Origin of the sequence: Paenibacillus jamilae, from assembly GCF_050482105.1 — a bacterium.
GTDB classification, from domain to species: domain Bacteria; phylum Bacillota; class Bacilli; order Paenibacillales; family Paenibacillaceae; genus Paenibacillus; species Paenibacillus jamilae_B.
In genome coordinates this window covers 359,169-376,358 of the sequence record NZ_JBCNHI010000020.1, presented here as the reverse complement: position 1 = coordinate 376,358, position 17,190 = coordinate 359,169, and the positions used below count along the sequence as shown (strand labels likewise).

Below are 17,190 nucleotides of genomic sequence, written 5' to 3'. Positions count from 1 at the left end.
ATTATACAGTATGATAGAGATAGAACTCTATCTCATACACGAACTTTAACCATAAGGGAGTTGCATAACCATGAAGAAAAAATCCTGGCTGCTTGTTGGTGGAATTGTGATTGTAGTAGCCCTCGGGGGATGGACGATATGGAATGGAACATCTCAGCAAACAGGAGATGAAATCCAGCCCGATCCTGTTGTGACGCCAACAACTTCAACCACTCCTGCCGTGAAAGCACCGGAAATTTCACCAAGTCCCGCCGCACCTTCCGACCATCCTGGCGTGGATTCAGAACACCCAAACCCCACATCTTCTCCTGCTGTTGTTTCCGAAACCAAGCCTGAGCCAACGCCATCCGAAACTCCTGTGCTTCAGCCGGAAAAAGAGAAAAAGCATGTAGAAGTGCCGCTTACAAAACCGGAAAAGACCACACAACCTACAGAGCCGCCCAAACCCAAAGTAAAAGAACCCGAAAAAGAGCAATCTCCTGCTGCTCCACCAGATTACGAAGAAAAAGAAACTCAACCAAACAAGGAAACCACCACGACACCAAAAGCCGGAGATAAAAATAGCAAAGGCCAGGTTTATGTACCAGGCTTTGGCTGGGTGGACGATCAGGGAGGCGGAACTCAGGAAACTGTCGTAGGCAAAGAGGGAGACGAGCTGACCGGAAATAAAGTTGGTACAATGGACTAAATACTAACTGTCATTCAAATCTGAGAGCGTAGCGACTTGCTGCGCTTTTTTTCATTCTTAGGGAGGCCTTGCTTATGAAAAGATGTGTTATGTCGATCATTTTCCTCATTTCATTCTTGCTCGTTCTTCCTCCTTTCAGTCTAGCAAGTGGTGAAGGTGACGGAAACATTGACCATGGCGGTGGAGGAATGGGCAACGGTAGCAATCAAAACTTCTGGAACACTCATGATGAGGGTGTTCGTGTCACGATTGTTCGAGACAGCGATAAAACGCCGATTGCGACTCCAGTTGATTTTACCAATCGAACGCCTCCTAGCAACATTCTGCATTTTGGAAAAATCAGCAAGTCACAGTATGCCAATGGGACACGACTTTCCCCCAATACTGGAGTTTACAATTATGTTCATCCCCAAAAAGAACTCCCTTATATCATCAAATCAAATCGAGGGCAAACCAGTATTGAAGAAATTAAGAGCTACTTCACCGATGAGCTGGTGATTCGTTATATTGCTCAAGCTAGCCGCGTAGACTACGATACCCTCATTAATGGAAACTACAAACTCCTCCTTGAACCTATCGCATACATCACCTTCCAAGGCACAAAAATGGCCATGACCGCGCATGAAGCAGCTCTGTACGATCAAGTTCTTAGCGGTGGTCTGCGCTCCAAAATGGTTAGCCTCACCCATCAAAACTTACCACTATCGATGTTCCTCGAAACCCCTGATCTTGGTTTCCCTGCCTGGAACGGTTCAACCAGTAGTCGTGTCAGTAACGACCAAATTCTATCTGCCCTGGGTCTTGGGATTGTCCGTTTCAAGGATGCTCCGACAACTCCACCACCGATCCAAACCCAAGTAGAATATCGAACAAATACAGATGTCATAACATCCGTTCTTCTTTCCACTTCCAAACAGATTAATCCCAAAGCACCAGCCAGCGTGACCTTCTCGATTATGAGAAGCAGCCTCACCGTGACGAATATCGTTATTCCTGAAGGAGATAGTCAACTGGTATGGGTAAATTGGCGAACCCCAAGCACACCACAAACGGTTTCTATTCAGGTCAGCTCCTCAGACGGCAGTTTAAGCGAGAATCTAATCCAGGCCGCTATCGTCGATTTAGATCAAAATCCTCCTCCTGACCCAAAAGCGACTGATCGAAATTCCGCTTATAGGCTCCCCACTGTCCCGGCTTACTCAGGCAAAACCTCTGCTTCCTGGGGCGTATGGTCTGCTACTTGGCATGAATATTTAGTTTGGATTCCAGATTGGGAATGGGTTGAAAATTCCAAAGGCAAAGGCCGCTGGAGAGATCGCGGCTATTGGGAAGATCAAGGCTGGTGGGATTACCACCGCACAAGCTATACCGCCTCTTTATCTGCAAACCAAACCATTGCTCCAGATTCCAAATCCCCCACCCGTTCAACCAGTCAACTGAAATCCGGGTATGGCATTGAAATCAACAGTACCACCTCTCTCTCCTCCAATGCTCCAAGCAGTCATATCACAGGAGCTCAACATGCCATCTCCTACTTTCCTGAGTTCGCGTATCAGAAATACTGGTGGCTGCACGATGTTAAGACACCTGGATACAGCGCCAGCTTTTGGCTGAAACCCAACGAGTATTCCACCTATGAAAGCCGCGTTCATTTTACGCCTATCTGGTTCCCGGACGGCCCCTACACTCCCATTACCCGCATTCTGGATGCATGGACCCCTGCTGGAATGCTGTCGCTTCAACTGCAAAGTACCATCACGATTTCCGGTAATCTTTTCTCGGACTGGCACATTGCTCCCCAGAATACCAAGTAGAAAGAAGGTTCTGCTTCTATGCTGCTACCTATTCTTATTCTGCTCCTCTGCCTTGTCGGCGGGGGAGCTGTTTTATTTTACTTGAAAACGAACAAGCCCAAATCAAAAGAACAAACGAATCTGAGCGGTCAAACTGCTCAACAATTCGTTAACGTGCAAGATATTCGTGGGAACTTCCTCTTTACTCGGGATGGCTGGTTACTCTGCTATTTGCGTATTTTCCCAATCAGCCTCGACCTGCTCAGCGCTTCAGAGAAAAAACTGCTCATTCAAAAACTGACAGTCGAATTGTCTTCTATCCGCTTTCCCTTCAAGTTTCTCGCCGTCAGCCGTCCGGTAGATATTTCTCCACTTATTTCCGAACTGGCTTCCTCCCTCCCTGCTGCTGATCCGAAACAAAAGGAGTTGCTACGACAAGAGATCGCTGAAATGAACAACCTGGCTTTATCTGGCGAAGTGGTCGAACGGCAGTTTTACTTGATTCTGTGGCAACGGCAGGAAAGTGGTGAACGCGACCTGCTGGAGAAAGCAAAAAGGCTTGTGCAGCACTTTGAAGATGGACAAGTTGAGGCTCATGTTCTGAAGCAGCACGAAATTGTCCAATTATGCAATTTGGTTAACAACCCTGCTTATACCCATTTGGAAGATGCTGAAGCAAAAGCAACAATTCCGTTTTTAAGGGAGGTGTGAGTCATCGAACCTGCTACTGGAAAACTGCTTGCCAAACTCGCTGTAAAATTGGCAACGGACGAAAAGGCACGCAAACGGGTATGGATGCTCATGCTGACGCTCATCATTGGTTTTCTGCTACTCGTATCGCTGGTGCTGCAACTCCTTACTTCCCCAATTGAGTCCCTCAAGCTGATGCTCGGAGCCGGTGAGGAACCGGTGGTCAATGAGTTGCGCATGGATTACGGCTACACACAATTGCTCCAGGAGGCAGATGAGGGCTACGCGGAAAGCTTAGGGCAGCAATACGAAGGGGTTATTCTGAAAGATGGTAGTCGGGAAGTTGTGTATTTCAACCAGTTGGATCAGCGTTGGGCCGATAAGCCTTACGGTCCCAGCGACACGATCGGCGTTTCCGGATGTGGCCCTACTTCACTAGCTATGGTCGTCTCGACATTTACCGGAGCAACCGTCGACCCAGTTGCCACGTCCAAATGGGCCTATGACAACGGTTATCTGGCAGAAGGCACAGGTAGCTACCACAGTCTGATTCCTGATGGAGCCAAGCATTATGGATTGCAAGTCGAAGGGGCTTCGATCAAAGAGCCGCAAAAGGTCTTGGATGCCCTCTCCGATAAAAAACTGGTCATTGCCATTATGGGCAAAGGTCATTTTACATCATCTGGACACTTTCTGGTGCTGCGCGGCATAACAGCGGAAGGGGAAATTTTAGTTGCAGATTCAGCTAGCCGTAAACGCAGCGGGCGAACATGGGACTTCTCCATTATTTTGAATGAAGTCCGCAAGAATGCCGCAGCTGGCGGTCCCTTTTGGATTATCAGTTAGAGGAGGCACAGGCATGGTGAAATCCGAAAAAACCGAAATGAACGTTAATACTTCCTTGTTGAATGTTATTACTCCCATGGGATTGGAGTTTTCCCGAAACAGTCTCATCATCGGTGAGCAGGCTGCAAAGCTATATGGCGTGATTCAGTATCCGCCCAAAGCTAATATAGGGTGGCTTTCTACCCTCACCAATCTACCCTCCACGATGGTATCCATCGGCTTTCAGCCCATTGATAATAGTGCGCTTATCTCGTCCATCTCTAAATCCATCATCCAAAACCGCAGCACGGCTGAGAGCGCCAAAGACCCGCTCACTCGGCAACGAGCGGAAAAGGCTGCTGCCGACGGCGAAACCATCATGCTTCAGATTGATCAGAACGGGGAAACGGTTGGCCTCATGAACATTCTGGTCATGCCTTTTGCCGATGATGAAAAGCTGTTTGCCCGAACCTGTCGACGCGTCGAAAATACGTTCAGCTTGATGAGATGCAAAATCCGTACCCTGGCTCATTTGCAGAAGGACAGCCTCCGGCACTTATCCCCTATGTATCCGGCACAGGACTCCATTGAAAACATTCTAAATAAAATCATGCCGATGAGTACCTTTGTCGGCGGATTCCCATTTGCCAGCAGCGGCTTTAACGATGGCACCGGCTATTATCTGGCCAGAGATGCCAGCGGCGGCCTCATCATTATAGACCCTTGGAGACGCGGCGGAGATCGCACGAATTCCAACATTGTCGTGATGGGAGTGGCAGGTGTGGGCAAATCCACCGCGGTCAAACACGTGGCACTCAGTGAATATATGAAAGGCACCAAAGTCATTTTCATTGATCCGGAATCGGAATACAAAGAGTTGTGCCAACAACTTAATGGGGACTGGATCAACGCTGGAGGCGGTTCACTCGGCAAAATTAATCCGTTACAGATCCGTCCGGCTCCCCGTGATGAGGATGGAGAGGAACATCCTCTCTATAAGGATGAAGGAAACGGCATGTCTGATATGGCTTTGCACCTCAAAAATCTAGAGATTTTCTTCAACTTGTACCTTCCCGACCTGACTATGATGCAGATCGCTGTCCTCAAGCAGTGCCTGATCGATTTATATAACCAATTCCGCATAACTTGGACGATAGACATCTCTAAGCTGCACAGTACCGATTTCCCCACATTTACGGATCTATACACCCTCATCAAACAGAAGGAACAGACTTTAGGCGGTGAGGTATACAAAGATTTGTCGCTACTCCTATACGATATTGCCCATGGCGGTGACTCTTTTCTTTGGAACGGCCATAGCACCATTCAAACCCACAGCCGCTGCATCTGCTTGGACACCCACGCTCTCCAGAATACCAGCGACAATATCAAGCGCACTCAATATTTCAACTTACTTTCCTGGTGCTGGGAACAAATGTCGCAAGACCGAACCGAGCGGGTTTTATTAATCTGTGACGAAACCTATCTAATGATCGACCCACGGGTTCCTCAGAGCTTGGTATTTCTGCGCAATGTTGAAAAACGCTCACGTAAATACGAAGCAGCGCTGGCTATCGTTTCACACAGTGTGGTGGATTTTCTGGCGCCCGAAGTCAAGATGTATGGGCAAGCCTTGCTGGATATTCCCTGCATCAAAATACTGATGGGGACCGACGGCAAGAATCTTCAAGAGACACGAGAACTGTATAATTTGACTGACGCCGAAGAGGAGCTGCTGGCTAGTAAAAAACGTGAGCATGCCTTACTCATGATTGGCTCCAAACGGATTCACGCACATTTTGAAATTCCAGATTACAAATTTGCTTATATGGGTTCAGCTGGAGGCAGATAAGATGGATAAACGCAAGCAGTTCATTGAGTTATTTTTCTACATCGGCCTGGTCATCATCGGACTCATTTTCTTGCTAACGAAAGAAGGATGACGAATGATTTTATATCTTACCAAGGAATCTCAGATTAACTTGCTGGACTTCCCGGAACAAGAACTCCCCGTTAAGAAGCTAACGGGGAGTTTTAGTTTACTGTCATTCGTGGTCAAAGACATGCGGCACTTTTCCCACGTTCGCTATCTTGTGTTGAATCGAAGCGCGATAATGGAATCCGACGAAGATTTGATTCAAGCCCTCTTATCGTATCAAACGATGTATGACATGCGCGTAGTAATCATTGCTGAAGGGATGCCACAAAACAGCCCATTTGTTCAGCAATTGATCCAATTGGGTATAGTGAATATTGTCACGGCTATTGAAATAGACGAGATCCAAAACCAACTAACAGAATGCCTTTCTAATGAAGGGATGCAGCGCTTTATGCCCCCCGTATCCTCTGAGCCGGCTCAGGATACACCTGGGGCTTTATTTGAAAAGAAGGATCAATATCAGTTTAATTGCACTAACCTTCGTATTGCTGTAGCCGGAAGCGATAGACGTGTCGGTACGACAACGACGGCCATGAATTTAGTAAGCTGGATTAATCGTCACGGCGGAAAGGCTTGTTATGTGGAATCGAACACCCATTATCATTTGCCCCACATCATTCAATTATTTCAGCCCCAAAAGTCAGGCAATGCTTATGTATTGGAAGGCAGCGACTTCTATCTCACTTCGGAATTGAACGGAGAGTACAACTTTGTCGTACTGGATTGCGGAGTGCTGCACGCTTCGACCATTCAGGAGCCATTTAAAGCAGCTGACATTCGGCTGCTCTGCGGCTCCGCCTTGCCCTATGAACTTGTAACTTACTACAAGGTTTTAGAACGGTGTAAAGGCTTGGATGTTCAAGCTTTAGGTATGTTTGTTCCGGAGTCATTGAAACCTTATTTAGTTGAGCAAATTAACAGCGACATGCTGTTCATGGAGCCATCCCATGATTTATTTGATACAGACCACAATTACGCCGCATATCTCAAAGTCCTTGACAGTTATATTTTGAAATGAGAAAAGTAGATGAACCCGAACTATTTATTGGCTGCAATTATGGAACCCGCTCGAAACAAAACAATTTGCATAAAGGCGGATACAATTAATATCGCATCTTTTTTTGCGAGCCATCAAGAAACCCCACTGATTAGTATTGAGACTTTGGATGATTGAGGCCGGCAGAATTTGTAGTCATTGAGCCTAACAATATGTTGAATAAATATAAAGCTCCTCATCCTGACTGGAATTGTTTAAAGGACTATGGCTTTTCTGATGAAGAATATACTTAGCTGCTAAACCAAGAGTCTGATGAAGAAGAGAACGGAGAATAAATCATAATAGTAGCAAAGTAGCCGTAATGCTCTAACGTTCGACTATGAGATGCCGCAGCCTTTTCAATAATGGTTTGATCCTATAAGATGCTGCCCCCTGCATTTGACAGGAAACAGAGCGGATATGCCAAGGAGTGATTGTACGTAGTTATAACCAAAGATTTAAAGTTACTACTTCAAATAACTTAAATAACTAGATTTGCTTAATGGTATAGTACCGATACCGTTATCTCCAACAGCCATGAGTGCCCATCTGGGCAACTCAGTGACGCACCTTGAATTCCTCTGAAAATTAAATAGGATACACCTCAAGTTTTCCGAGGCCTCTAATTAACTTTTTTCCATAGATAGTCGTGGGCATTAAAGCCGCAACCAAGTATTTCAACACTCGTTCAGGATCTACAGTTTCTCCACATGTAAAGCAATCCAGCGTGGCAAACCCTTTCTCCGGATACGTATGGATGGAGAGATGGCTCTCTGAAAGCAATAGCAACACTGTAATTCCTTGTGGTTCAAATTGTTTCGACAGAACTGACAAAACGGTTGCCCCACAATTAGTCGCTGCTTCTACCAACTGTTTCTCAAGCCATTCAACATGGTTTAGAAAATCATAATCTACTCCCCAAACATCCATCACAATATGGCGCCCATATGTGGAATACCCCATCTATTCAGTTCACCTTTCTCTTTTAATGTTTCTTGTCATAAGTTATTATCCAAGCTCTATGTCAAACAATTTAATCAATCTGCTCATCCTTTTCTGTAGGGCTTACGCGAAATTCCATCGTAAGGTGAGTAGGGGCAAAACCATATTTCTCATATAAGGCACGCATCGGCATATTGTGAACATTTACATGCCCCAGTATGTGTCGACAGCCCTCATTTATCGCCCATTGCATTCCAGTCCCAAACAAGTCTCGCCCCCCGGGCGTACCTCGATAAACTTCACGAATAAAGAAGCTTTTAAGATGAATGTATGCTTCCTGAGTAACCGAGTTCACCCTCTTGCTCATCCACATCCATCCCGCAAGGTATTCAGCCGTTTCCCACACAAGCATTCCTGCTGGTTCATACTGTGCTGCCTTTTCCAACTTACGCATATGAAAAGCAAGATCCGTTATCGCTTCATCGCCAAACGATAGAATCGCGATTTCTCGCTCCCATTCTGCAACTTGTTGAACATCTTTCATTTCAATCAATCGTATGGTCATTATACTTCTCCTTGTGCATGAGCATCGTTTTCTCTATCAGCTCAAACGTATCATGGCCGCAATGCGGGCATCCGTCTTTTTTAAGTTGTTCAATAGTGGAAAAATCTTCTGTTGCTCCTACCTGTTGCGCTCCTGCGCACTGCTTGCAGCAATAGGTCCTAATCGTTAGGTTCACTTCTCCTGTGTATAATGCATCAGTGAATCTATCAGCATACACTGGCTGTGAGTAATCCGTCGTACGTAAAACAAACATCTGGCTGCGATTTGCAATCATCTCCGCTGCCTCATACGAATTGAATCGCGGGAAACTTGCACTGACTATCAGCCCCATTCGCACCAATTCCCTCTGCATAGCCAGTGTAAACGCTGGAGACTTATGGGCAAACGACAGGAATACAGGTAACCCTCTTTCACATTTCAATGCCTGAATACCTCGAGAGAGAAATAAAACCATTCCTTGCAGCGTGTAAGGAGGGTCAGTGAAAAAGCAATCATATTGTTCACGTAGCTCCTGCGGCAACGGCTCTCGCAAATCCACTTGATGACAACGGATCGGAAGATCATATTTTGTCGATATCGCATCAATGTATTGCAAAAATCTTTCATCAATGTCCAGTACATCCACTTTCGTGACTGAATGGTCTCCTGCTGGGAACAAGCGATTCAAGAGCAAGCCAATCGACACGCTCACTAAATCATCATCGCCGATGCAGACAATTTTTTTCCCGATCAATGCTGATTGTTTCAAACTCAGAACAGCGCGTCGTAGGCTGGTTTCGGGCGTACATTTTGACTGGTCGATCCGTACATTCGCCGCAGGTCTGAGCAAGAATAGTTTCTCCAATACGGCCAATACTTCTTCCAGACCTTCCGTCCAAACTGTATCTTGAAGTAGCTTTTGGTACAGGGAGCTATTCAAACCATGGTAACCCCATTCCCGCTCGATTTCTGCCACTCCTTCAGGCGTACAGCGTACACCTCGATCCTGCAACAGTGCTCCTGCTTTAATAAGTTCTCGCTTGATGGCTGCAGCAACTGGTGTTGGCAACAGCGTTCTGCGCGCTAATTCTTTCGTGGAGATTCCCGGGTTCATGTAACATTCAATCAATAATTGCTCAATAATAGGCGTTCCTTCTTGTAACTCAATATGCTTCTTAGCTTGTTCGATAAAAGATTTCACCTAATCCTCTCCTTGGTTTATTCTGTTTTTTAGTTCAACCCGCATAATAACGTAAACTGGAGGAGCTGCATGCGTATGCCCGCCAGCACCCCCAATTTCCCGTCCTAAATCTGAAAGCCGTGGTGATGAATCTTGATGGAGAGCTACCCTACGTGGAGCGCCTAATAATTCCCCATGCCCCACATTGCCGGCTGCAAAAATACCACTTCAAAAGTACCATCATTATTTTTAGCCAACAAAGCCCCCTTATAAGGAACCGTACGACTTATATTTTTTCTTCTAGATATATGAGTATGTGATTTATTCTGTTTGATTTTACTCCTGACCTCCAATGATCTACATACCTATTGGTTGTATTCATGTTGATAAAACCCAGTACTCAGCTAAAAATATTTTGATATAAAAAACACTGACCGATTGTTCTAAATGGCAACATGATTTCTTCTCTTATTTAGTCGCTACCAACGTTTGGTCTCCGCGGCGAACAATAATACGGGACACCCTTCTTTTCCCACATCCAGCACATATATGTAAAGGAAGGCTGACACATGCAGGGCCACCTTCCTCAATAATGTTAGCAGCCAACCAAACTCAGTGTTATCACCAAGCACCTTTTTCGGGATAATTAAAGTTTATAATTCACCTTATGGAGTACAATATTTACAAGATCGATTCAACAATATGCCCGCTACGTTATACTTCATTTATCTAATCGCAATAAATTGAAGAATTTAAAACGTCAGTGACTAGCTGCATAGTCATCGTAATTCCCTTCATGTTCAACGATACCAGTGGGAGTGAGTTCCAGAATTCTGTCGGCTAACTTATTCAGAAAATAACGGTCATGGGATATAAAGAATAATGTACCTTCATACCGCATAAGTGCCGTCTCCAGTACTTCCTTACTGTATAAATCCAGATGGTTTGTAGGTTCATCAATGATGAGTACATTTGCATTCTGCAACAACAGCTTCGATATGGCAACACGAGCCTTCTCACCTCCGCTAAGAGAAGAGATTTTCTTAAACACATCCTCGCCAGAAAATAAAAAGTTGCCAAGTACAGTACGAATTCTAGCCTCTTCAATATTAGGAAACTGGTTCCAGATCTCTTGAAGGATTGTGTTTCTTGGATCAAGATTGGCTTGTTCTTGATCGTAATAGCCGACGCTAACCCCTTCCCCCCATGTAACTGCACCATTTTGATTTTTTTCACTATTAATCAGCATTTTAAGGAGAGTTGATTTGCCGATACCGTTTCGACCGATCAAACCAACTTTCTCTCCTCTGAGCAATTGAAAGTTGATATTTTTAAGCAAAGGATCACGTTCACAATTCACTTCAAAGTAAATAGTGGCATCACGAACCGTCAGCACTTCTTTATGGGATTTCTTCTCAACTGAGAATTCCATCTTGGTCCGTCTTAGATCCTTTTGTGGTTTATCTAACCGCTCAATTCTCTCTAATTGTTTTCTTTTGTTCTTTGCACTTTTAGCTGATGTTGCCCTAACTATGTGACGGTTTATATAATCTTCCATTTTTGCGATTTGCTCTTTCTGCGTTACATAATTTTTGTTTGCAATCTCTCTGTCCTTCTCTTTAGTCTCAATGTACTTTGAGTAGTTTCCGGTATACCTTCGGGCCTCTGTTCGCTCAATTTCGTAGATAACAGTTACGAGTGAGTCAAGAAAGTAACGATCATGTGATACAACTAAAATAGCCCCGGGATACGAATGCAGGTAACCTTCCAACCAAGCCAGAGTTGTAATATCTAAATGATTAGTCGGTTCATCGAGCATAAGAAGATCCGGCTGCTCAAGAAGTATTTTTGTCATAGCAAGTCGGGTCTTCTCGCCACCACTTAATGTACTGATGAGTGTTTCCTGAGGGAGATCTCCAAAACCCATGCCATTTAAAATATTTTGGATTTTTGCTTCAATTTCATAGCCACCATTCTGCATAAACAAGTCAGATTGTACAGCGTAACGATTCAATGTTTTTTCGTATTTCTCCTCATTAATCATTAAATCAGGATCTCCCATTGCTTTTTCCAACTTTCTAAGCTCTTTTTCAATGTCTAGAAGCTCAGAAAAGACATTTAGCATTTCCTCCCATATTGTCTTATCCAAACGTAATCCACTGTCTTGCCGTAAATATCCGATTTTGGTTTCTTTTTTTACGAATATTTCTCCATTATCATAAGGAATTTCACCTGCTATTATTTTCAACAAGGTGGACTTACCCGCACCGTTAACTCCGATGAGACCAATTCGTTCTCCTGTCTTAATCCTCATCGAGATATTTGTGAGAATCGAATCACCTGAATAACTTTTACTGATACCATTCAGTTGGATTAACATATATATCACACTTTCCAGTTAAGTTTTCTCTTTTAAAAATTGTAAGTTTTGAAAAGCACAAAAAGACGTCGGATAGCCTCGACGTCTTTTTGGCTTATTATTATGAATATTTACAACACTTTTCATGTTGAAAAGTTCAATATAAAGGCAAAAAGTTTCCGGAACTATTCCCATATTTGTTCTTATTCCCTGTATAAAGATTGACTGAAAATGGATAGACTAAACCCTCTGTGAGAAAATCCACTGTTACAGTCAGCCAGCGTGAACTTATGAGTTTTATAAAGACTACTCTAATAAACATAGTTTCCATGGCTTTTTGCCTCCTTTCTTAATACTATAAGAGTTCATTAATTTCTTATCGCAGTATGTCTTTAATATTAACAATAACACATACTAACCATTCAGTCAATAAAATGAATGTACTTGTAATTTAAATAAATCCATCGTTGGTTTATTAATCCAGCCATTTTCCCATTCAGTAAAATGATGGTATACCTAGCATAACTCTATACCCTCCGTACTAAATTTGAAGAAATACAAATCCAGAGAGGTAATAGCTCGATTAGATCAGAACTGATTTATTATACAGAAAAGGTTATAATTCCATTTAATATAGCAGCTACAATTTTTGATTCCTCATCATTCAATATAATTGTACCATCAGAATCCACACTATCCTTATCAGTATAATAATGTATTTCTTTAACTTGATTAATGCTTCTAACAACAGTGATTTTGTTATTGTTTTCGGTAATTATCTCTATATTTTTTCCGTTCACTGAGAGTGCTTTTTCTTTAGCTTTCATCTTTAACCACTCCCTTCGAAAAAAATAGTGTCACCAGATAGCTATAGACAAATCCCGCTCTAAACTCAACAATATAAGTTTACCTGTTGCTTTTTCAATTATCCCAAGCCTAGCTGCAAAATCCACTCTTTGTTTAAATCCATACATTTGAGTGTTAAATACTTCTTCATAAAGTGGACAAGATCTGTTATTTGTATTTTTCAAATGAGCTTTCATAAGTGTTCTAATTTTTTCAGCATCTTCTTGAAGGAGAACAATTACTCTGTGATTGATAGGGACTTGATTATCATTAATATTCATTTTCCCCTCCCCTTCTTAATTAGTTAATGGTACATAACAATAATGCTAATAAAAGAACTCATTATCTTCATATTCTTTGTTTTAATCCTCTCTTCTGGACGTAAATATAATTTCCGCACCTAATTGCCAAGACCTAATCGTGTATTCATCTGTTTCATATCATTTTCCCTCTAAAGCATTTGCGAAAAGACTTGCCTCATTTGGGCTAAGCAGTATAGATACCCGGTTACCGTCATCCCCGTAAAAGAAAAGCTCATATCTACCGTCAGAAAATTGGATAATTATGATTTCGTCGCCTTCATATGTTTCAATCTGAAATTCGTGCCCTATCCCTGGAACACATACGTAATTAATTTGAATTAGCATAACCCCTTACCAAAACAATAATTTGGAGTAATAAATATTTAGAATTCGTAACTTTGATCGCTTCCAGCCTAAATTATTAATTACTTCTTTTGGGTTTGATTATTCTCGTCACCTCACCGTCAATCACATCAAGATACGTTAATCTTCCATAACGAACAGATGCAAAAATACCGTTTAATTGATCAGAATACTTTTCTTTAAAGAATATTCCACCATATTGCCTTTCATTCGAAGGTGCATAACTGAAGATATACTTAGGCCTTAGAGCATCAATCTTTAACAAATAACCTTGTACTCCCTTTTCGTGAAGCCCTTTTTCAAAAGGGTTACAGGTGCTGCTATTTATCAGAGTGACCACAATATTGGGGATCTTGTTGAGAATGTGATTAATTATATTGAAACATAAGAGCCTACTGCAAAAATTGCTTACAATAGCATTCTTTCGGACACTCGCCATAATAATATGTCCAACATCATTATCTTTGGCAAGAGAGACTAATCTTTTTGCTAAGCTTCGATTACTTATACTTTTTTCAAGTGTATATTTCAGTGCGCCTAATTTCTTACTTAAATGTTTACTCTCGAAGATATTAAGCAAAGTAAAAGTGGTATTCTGGCTCATTGAGGAGTAAAAAAATATAACTTCAAAAGTACAATCCATTTTTTTGGCTAACCAAGACCCCTCCACAAGAATCCTACGACTATAATTAGTCTCTTCTAAACATATCAATACGTGATTTTTACTATTTAATCTCACTTCGGCCTCCGTTAAACGCCATAGATATTAATGTTACTGACCATTTGTTCTATATAATAACATGATAGGTTCTTACTTTTCAAACTTATTCTTTCGGTTATATCCCCTTCCATTCTAGAGACAGCTACAAAAAGTACTTAAAGTAATACATTATTGAAATAAAAAAAACTATGCGCTATATTATTACTAACCGAACGTTCAGTATACGAAAATCGGTCTATCTCTGCTGTCTTTTTCAATTGTTAAGCGTATTTTCTTTATACGAGGGATTGGTCTGCAATGATTTAGAACAAATGTTCAGTATTGTTAAGGAGATTAACTGACATGACAAATTATAAGAATTATATATTTTATCCCTTATATGGTGTAGGTATTCTGGATATAAATGAAATTCACTCATTCGATAACCAAACAAAAAAATATTACAAAATAAATATTATTAAGAAAAAGTTAGATATTTTCATTCCAGTTGAGGATGCTGCTGATAAAGGCTTACGTCCTCTCAGTACCAAAAGCCAATGGTTAAAAGCACATAAACAGTTTTTTAAAAACTATATTTGTTTGCCAGTAGATGCTAAAGAACGTAGACTTCTGCTCCAAAAGAAACTCAGCTCCGGAATTCTATCTCAACAAATTGAAATCATAAGAGATGTATCAATAACGGATAAGTTAAATTTTAAATTACCTATTGGTGACAAGGATATTCTCAAGAACGCTTGCAGTATGTTAGCTGATGAACTTATGTATATAAAGAATATATCTTACGATATTGCCTTTAAAGAAATTACTTTAGAAATAAAAAAACGATTGAATGCTGATCATTTAGATAAACAGTTCACAACCAACTAACGACAACCTGACTTTGCTTGAAAATAAAAATTGAAGGTAGGATATCATGTTTAAACAAAATATCGTTGATTATGGGCAGCATTTTCTAATAGATAAAACTGTTATTAAAAAATGGTTACTTGCAGCAGATTTCAAGACAGATGATTATGTTGTAGAAATTGGACCAGGAAAAGCAGAATATTGTTCTTGAATGTCAGCTCTCGTAAAACAACTTGATTGCGTAGAAATTGGTAAAAGACTAAAAGTATACCACGATCCAATTGTGGCAAATACCCCAAATGTTCGTTTTATATATCAAAATGCCCTTGAGTACGATTTTCGTGGGTACTCAAAATTGATCTCCAATTTGCCCTTTCATATCTCGGAACCATTTCTGGAATTGATGTCAAAACACCAGTTTGAGCGTATGGTGCTGATTATTGGCCAGAGATTTGCACATTCAATGGTCAATATTGACTTAGGCAATATTACTAAATTATCTCTCTTAGCTCATTGCTATTTCAATACGGAAATCCTTTGTGAAATTACTCCCGACGCCTTTACTCCATCTCCAAATACAATGTCTGTATTAGTAATAGTACTTGTAAAAAGTGCGGATGAACTGATAAATGATGGTGCAATGTATATGATGCGGCAGATATTTGAACAGCGCGATAAAAAGATCAGAAACTCCCTTAAGGAATCAATTATTCGTTACTCTAAAAAACGCGGAAGGGTTGTCACCAAAAAAATGGCCATATCTTTAATTAATCAGTATACACTTCAGAAAATCTTCGAAAAAGATTATTTAGAAAACTCATCTAATGATGAACTTTCTAAACTATACATTTCCTTAATTAGGATAGATGAGGAGTTGAATTTTTAAATTTGCAACGTAATCTAAATTTGCGACTCGAGATTAGATTGCATTTAATTATCTATAAAAACAAGCCCCTGATATATCGGTATTTCCGATGCATCAAGGGCTATTTTCAATGATTCATCTATGGACAAAGGCCTCAAGTCCCCTCTTCACTCTAACTAACTCTGGATCGGCGAGATATTACAGTGACTGCAACAGCAGTTAGAATAAGAAGCAGTGAGCTTGTTAGAAGGACTGCAATAAACGAATCGTCGTAAGCTGCCTTCGCTATCTCAATAAGCTTTAACCCCGCTTGTGCAGGTAGAGTTTCTGCAGCCAAAAGCGCTTCATCTAGACTGTCGTGGGCTTCAGGAGGAATAACTAATCCTGCCGGGGTAGTCAATGATGCAGTATACATGAACGATGCCATGCTTCCAAGTGTAGCCACCCCGAATGCTCCGCCAATTTCAAATGAAACCTCCTCAATGGAGGCGGCCATACCTGCTTTTTCTTCAGGAACATTATTAATAATTGAAGCAGAAGCAGAAGTTGTCGCCCCGCCGACCCCGGTACCAAAGATCAATAAGCAAATGATCTGTACAAATGGTTGTGCTTCATAAAACAAAAGATAAGATCCTACACCCAATCCGGCTATAAAAAGTGAAATGTATTGGATCTTTAATATACTCACCCGATGCATAATCAATCCCAGTAAAGCACCAGATAAAAATGAAGCAATTGAGATAGCTACCGTGAACAACCCGGCTTTTAAAGGTGACATGCCCAGGACAAGCTGGAACCTTTGTGTGAACACAAATTCCATCCCAACAAGAGAGAAAGTGGCTAACAATGCCGTTAAAACTCCTGAAGCAAATTTGGTGTTCCTGAACAGCTGTAGATCAATTAAAGGAGAAGAACTTTTCCGCTGCCGCTTAATAAAAAAGAACATTGCTATGGCTCCAATAAGACCAGCGATCACTCCTACTTCTATTTCTCCTCCACGCCTGCTTATCTCTTTAACTGCATAAACAAGACCAACAAGCCCAATTAAAATTTGAACGGAGCCAAGGGAATCCCACTTCGTAGACTTGTTCCCTTTAATGTGTGGTATAAGAAAAATGGAGGCAATCAAAGCGATAATCACGACCGGAAAATTAATCAGGAAAACAGATCCCCACCAGTAATGCTCTAATAAAAATCCTCCTATGATCGGACCTAAACCAGCACCACCTGAGGAAACAGATGCCCAAATGC

16 protein-coding genes and 1 pseudogene are annotated in these 17,190 nt (G+C 41.7%); 8 read left to right on the top strand and 9 right to left on the bottom strand.

All coding sequences use genetic code 11. The features are described 5' to 3' along the window. The first annotated feature begins 70 nt into the window (after positions 1-70). The 6 genes from ABEW32_RS20650 to ABEW32_RS20625 all read left to right on the top strand — a co-directional run bounded on the left by ABEW32_RS20650 (position 71) and on the right by ABEW32_RS20625 (position 6,953). The gene (locus ABEW32_RS20650; protein WP_430191303.1) at positions 71-688 is read left to right on the top strand and encodes a DUF6550 family protein; all 618 of its coding nucleotides are present in this window, start codon (positions 71-73) and stop codon (positions 686-688) included. Between the two features lie 74 nt (positions 689-762). Beyond that, entirely contained in the window at positions 763-2,502 is a 1,740-nt protein-coding gene (locus ABEW32_RS20645; protein ID WP_430191301.1) for a DUF8193 domain-containing protein, read from the top strand. Positions 2,503-2,520: 18 nt separating this feature from the next. Beyond that, complete coding sequence (locus ABEW32_RS20640; RefSeq protein WP_430191299.1) at positions 2,521-3,192, top strand: TraC-like domain-containing protein; 672 nt, start codon at positions 2,521-2,523, stop codon at positions 3,190-3,192. Between the two features lie 48 nt (positions 3,193-3,240). Beyond that, positions 3,241-4,017, top strand: a complete 777-nt coding sequence (locus ABEW32_RS20635; protein WP_430191297.1) for a C39 family peptidase — start codon at positions 3,241-3,243, stop codon at positions 4,015-4,017. A 13-nt stretch (positions 4,018-4,030) separates the two neighbouring features. Beyond that, on the top strand, positions 4,031-5,848 hold the full coding sequence (locus tag ABEW32_RS20630; protein WP_430191295.1) for a VirB4 family type IV secretion system protein: 1,818 nt from the start codon (positions 4,031-4,033) through the stop codon (positions 5,846-5,848). A 94-nt stretch (positions 5,849-5,942) separates the two neighbouring features. Next, positions 5,943-6,953, top strand: coding sequence for a hypothetical protein (locus tag ABEW32_RS20625; RefSeq protein WP_430191293.1), 1,011 nt, complete (start codon positions 5,943-5,945; stop codon positions 6,951-6,953). Positions 6,954-7,559: 606 nt separating this feature from the next. Here ABEW32_RS20625 and speD read toward each other — a convergent pair. The 8 genes from speD to ABEW32_RS20590 form a co-directional block, all read right to left on the bottom strand. Further along, entirely contained in the window at positions 7,560-7,934 is a 375-nt protein-coding gene (gene speD, locus ABEW32_RS20620; protein ID WP_430191291.1) for an adenosylmethionine decarboxylase, read from the bottom strand. Between the two features lie 70 nt (positions 7,935-8,004). Next, positions 8,005-8,478 (bottom strand): GNAT family N-acetyltransferase, encoded by a 474-nt coding sequence (locus ABEW32_RS20615; RefSeq protein ID WP_430191289.1) that lies wholly within the window; start codon positions 8,476-8,478, stop codon positions 8,005-8,007. Continuing rightward, positions 8,459-9,658, bottom strand: coding sequence for a bis-aminopropyl spermidine synthase family protein (locus ABEW32_RS20610; protein ID WP_430191287.1), 1,200 nt, complete (start codon positions 9,656-9,658; stop codon positions 8,459-8,461). Before ABEW32_RS20610 ends, ABEW32_RS20615 begins: the two co-directional genes overlap by 20 nt. Positions 9,659-10,397: 739 nt before the next feature. After that, the gene (locus ABEW32_RS20605; protein WP_430191285.1) at positions 10,398-12,017 is read right to left on the bottom strand and encodes an ABC-F family ATP-binding cassette domain-containing protein; all 1,620 of its coding nucleotides are present in this window, start codon (positions 12,015-12,017) and stop codon (positions 10,398-10,400) included. A 581-nt stretch (positions 12,018-12,598) separates the two neighbouring features. Next, entirely contained in the window at positions 12,599-12,823 is a 225-nt protein-coding gene (locus ABEW32_RS20600; RefSeq protein ID WP_430191283.1) for a cation:proton antiporter regulatory subunit, read from the bottom strand. Positions 12,824-12,853: 30 nt separating this feature from the next. Continuing rightward, on the bottom strand, positions 12,854-13,123 hold the full coding sequence (locus ABEW32_RS20595) for a DUF1507 family protein (protein ID WP_430191281.1): 270 nt from the start codon (positions 13,121-13,123) through the stop codon (positions 12,854-12,856). Positions 13,124-13,282: 159 nt separating this feature from the next. Continuing rightward, positions 13,283-13,489, bottom strand: coding sequence for a cation:proton antiporter regulatory subunit (locus ABEW32_RS26480; RefSeq protein WP_488168822.1), 207 nt, complete (start codon positions 13,487-13,489; stop codon positions 13,283-13,285). Between the two features lie 76 nt (positions 13,490-13,565). Further along, positions 13,566-14,111: a hypothetical protein gene (locus ABEW32_RS20590; protein ID WP_430191279.1), complete on the bottom strand. Its 546-nt coding sequence runs from the start codon at positions 14,109-14,111 to the stop codon at positions 13,566-13,568. Between the two features lie 459 nt (positions 14,112-14,570). Here ABEW32_RS20590 and ABEW32_RS20585 point away from each other — a divergent pair, with 459 nt between their 5' ends. Both ABEW32_RS20585 and ABEW32_RS20580 read left to right on the top strand, forming a co-directional pair. Further along, positions 14,571-15,095 (top strand): CarD family transcriptional regulator, encoded by a 525-nt coding sequence (locus ABEW32_RS20585; protein ID WP_430191277.1) that lies wholly within the window; start codon positions 14,571-14,573, stop codon positions 15,093-15,095. A gap of 46 nt (positions 15,096-15,141) precedes the next feature. Beyond that, positions 15,142-15,960: pseudogene (locus tag ABEW32_RS20580) on the top strand (rRNA adenine N-6-methyltransferase family protein). A gap of 151 nt (positions 15,961-16,111) precedes the next feature. On the opposite strand, the gene ABEW32_RS20575 reads toward ABEW32_RS20580, so the two are convergent. Continuing rightward, on the bottom strand, positions 16,112-17,188 hold the full coding sequence (locus ABEW32_RS20575) for an MFS transporter (RefSeq protein ID WP_430192008.1): 1,077 nt from the start codon (positions 17,186-17,188) through the stop codon (positions 16,112-16,114). Between the last annotated feature and the right edge of the window lie 2 nt (positions 17,189-17,190).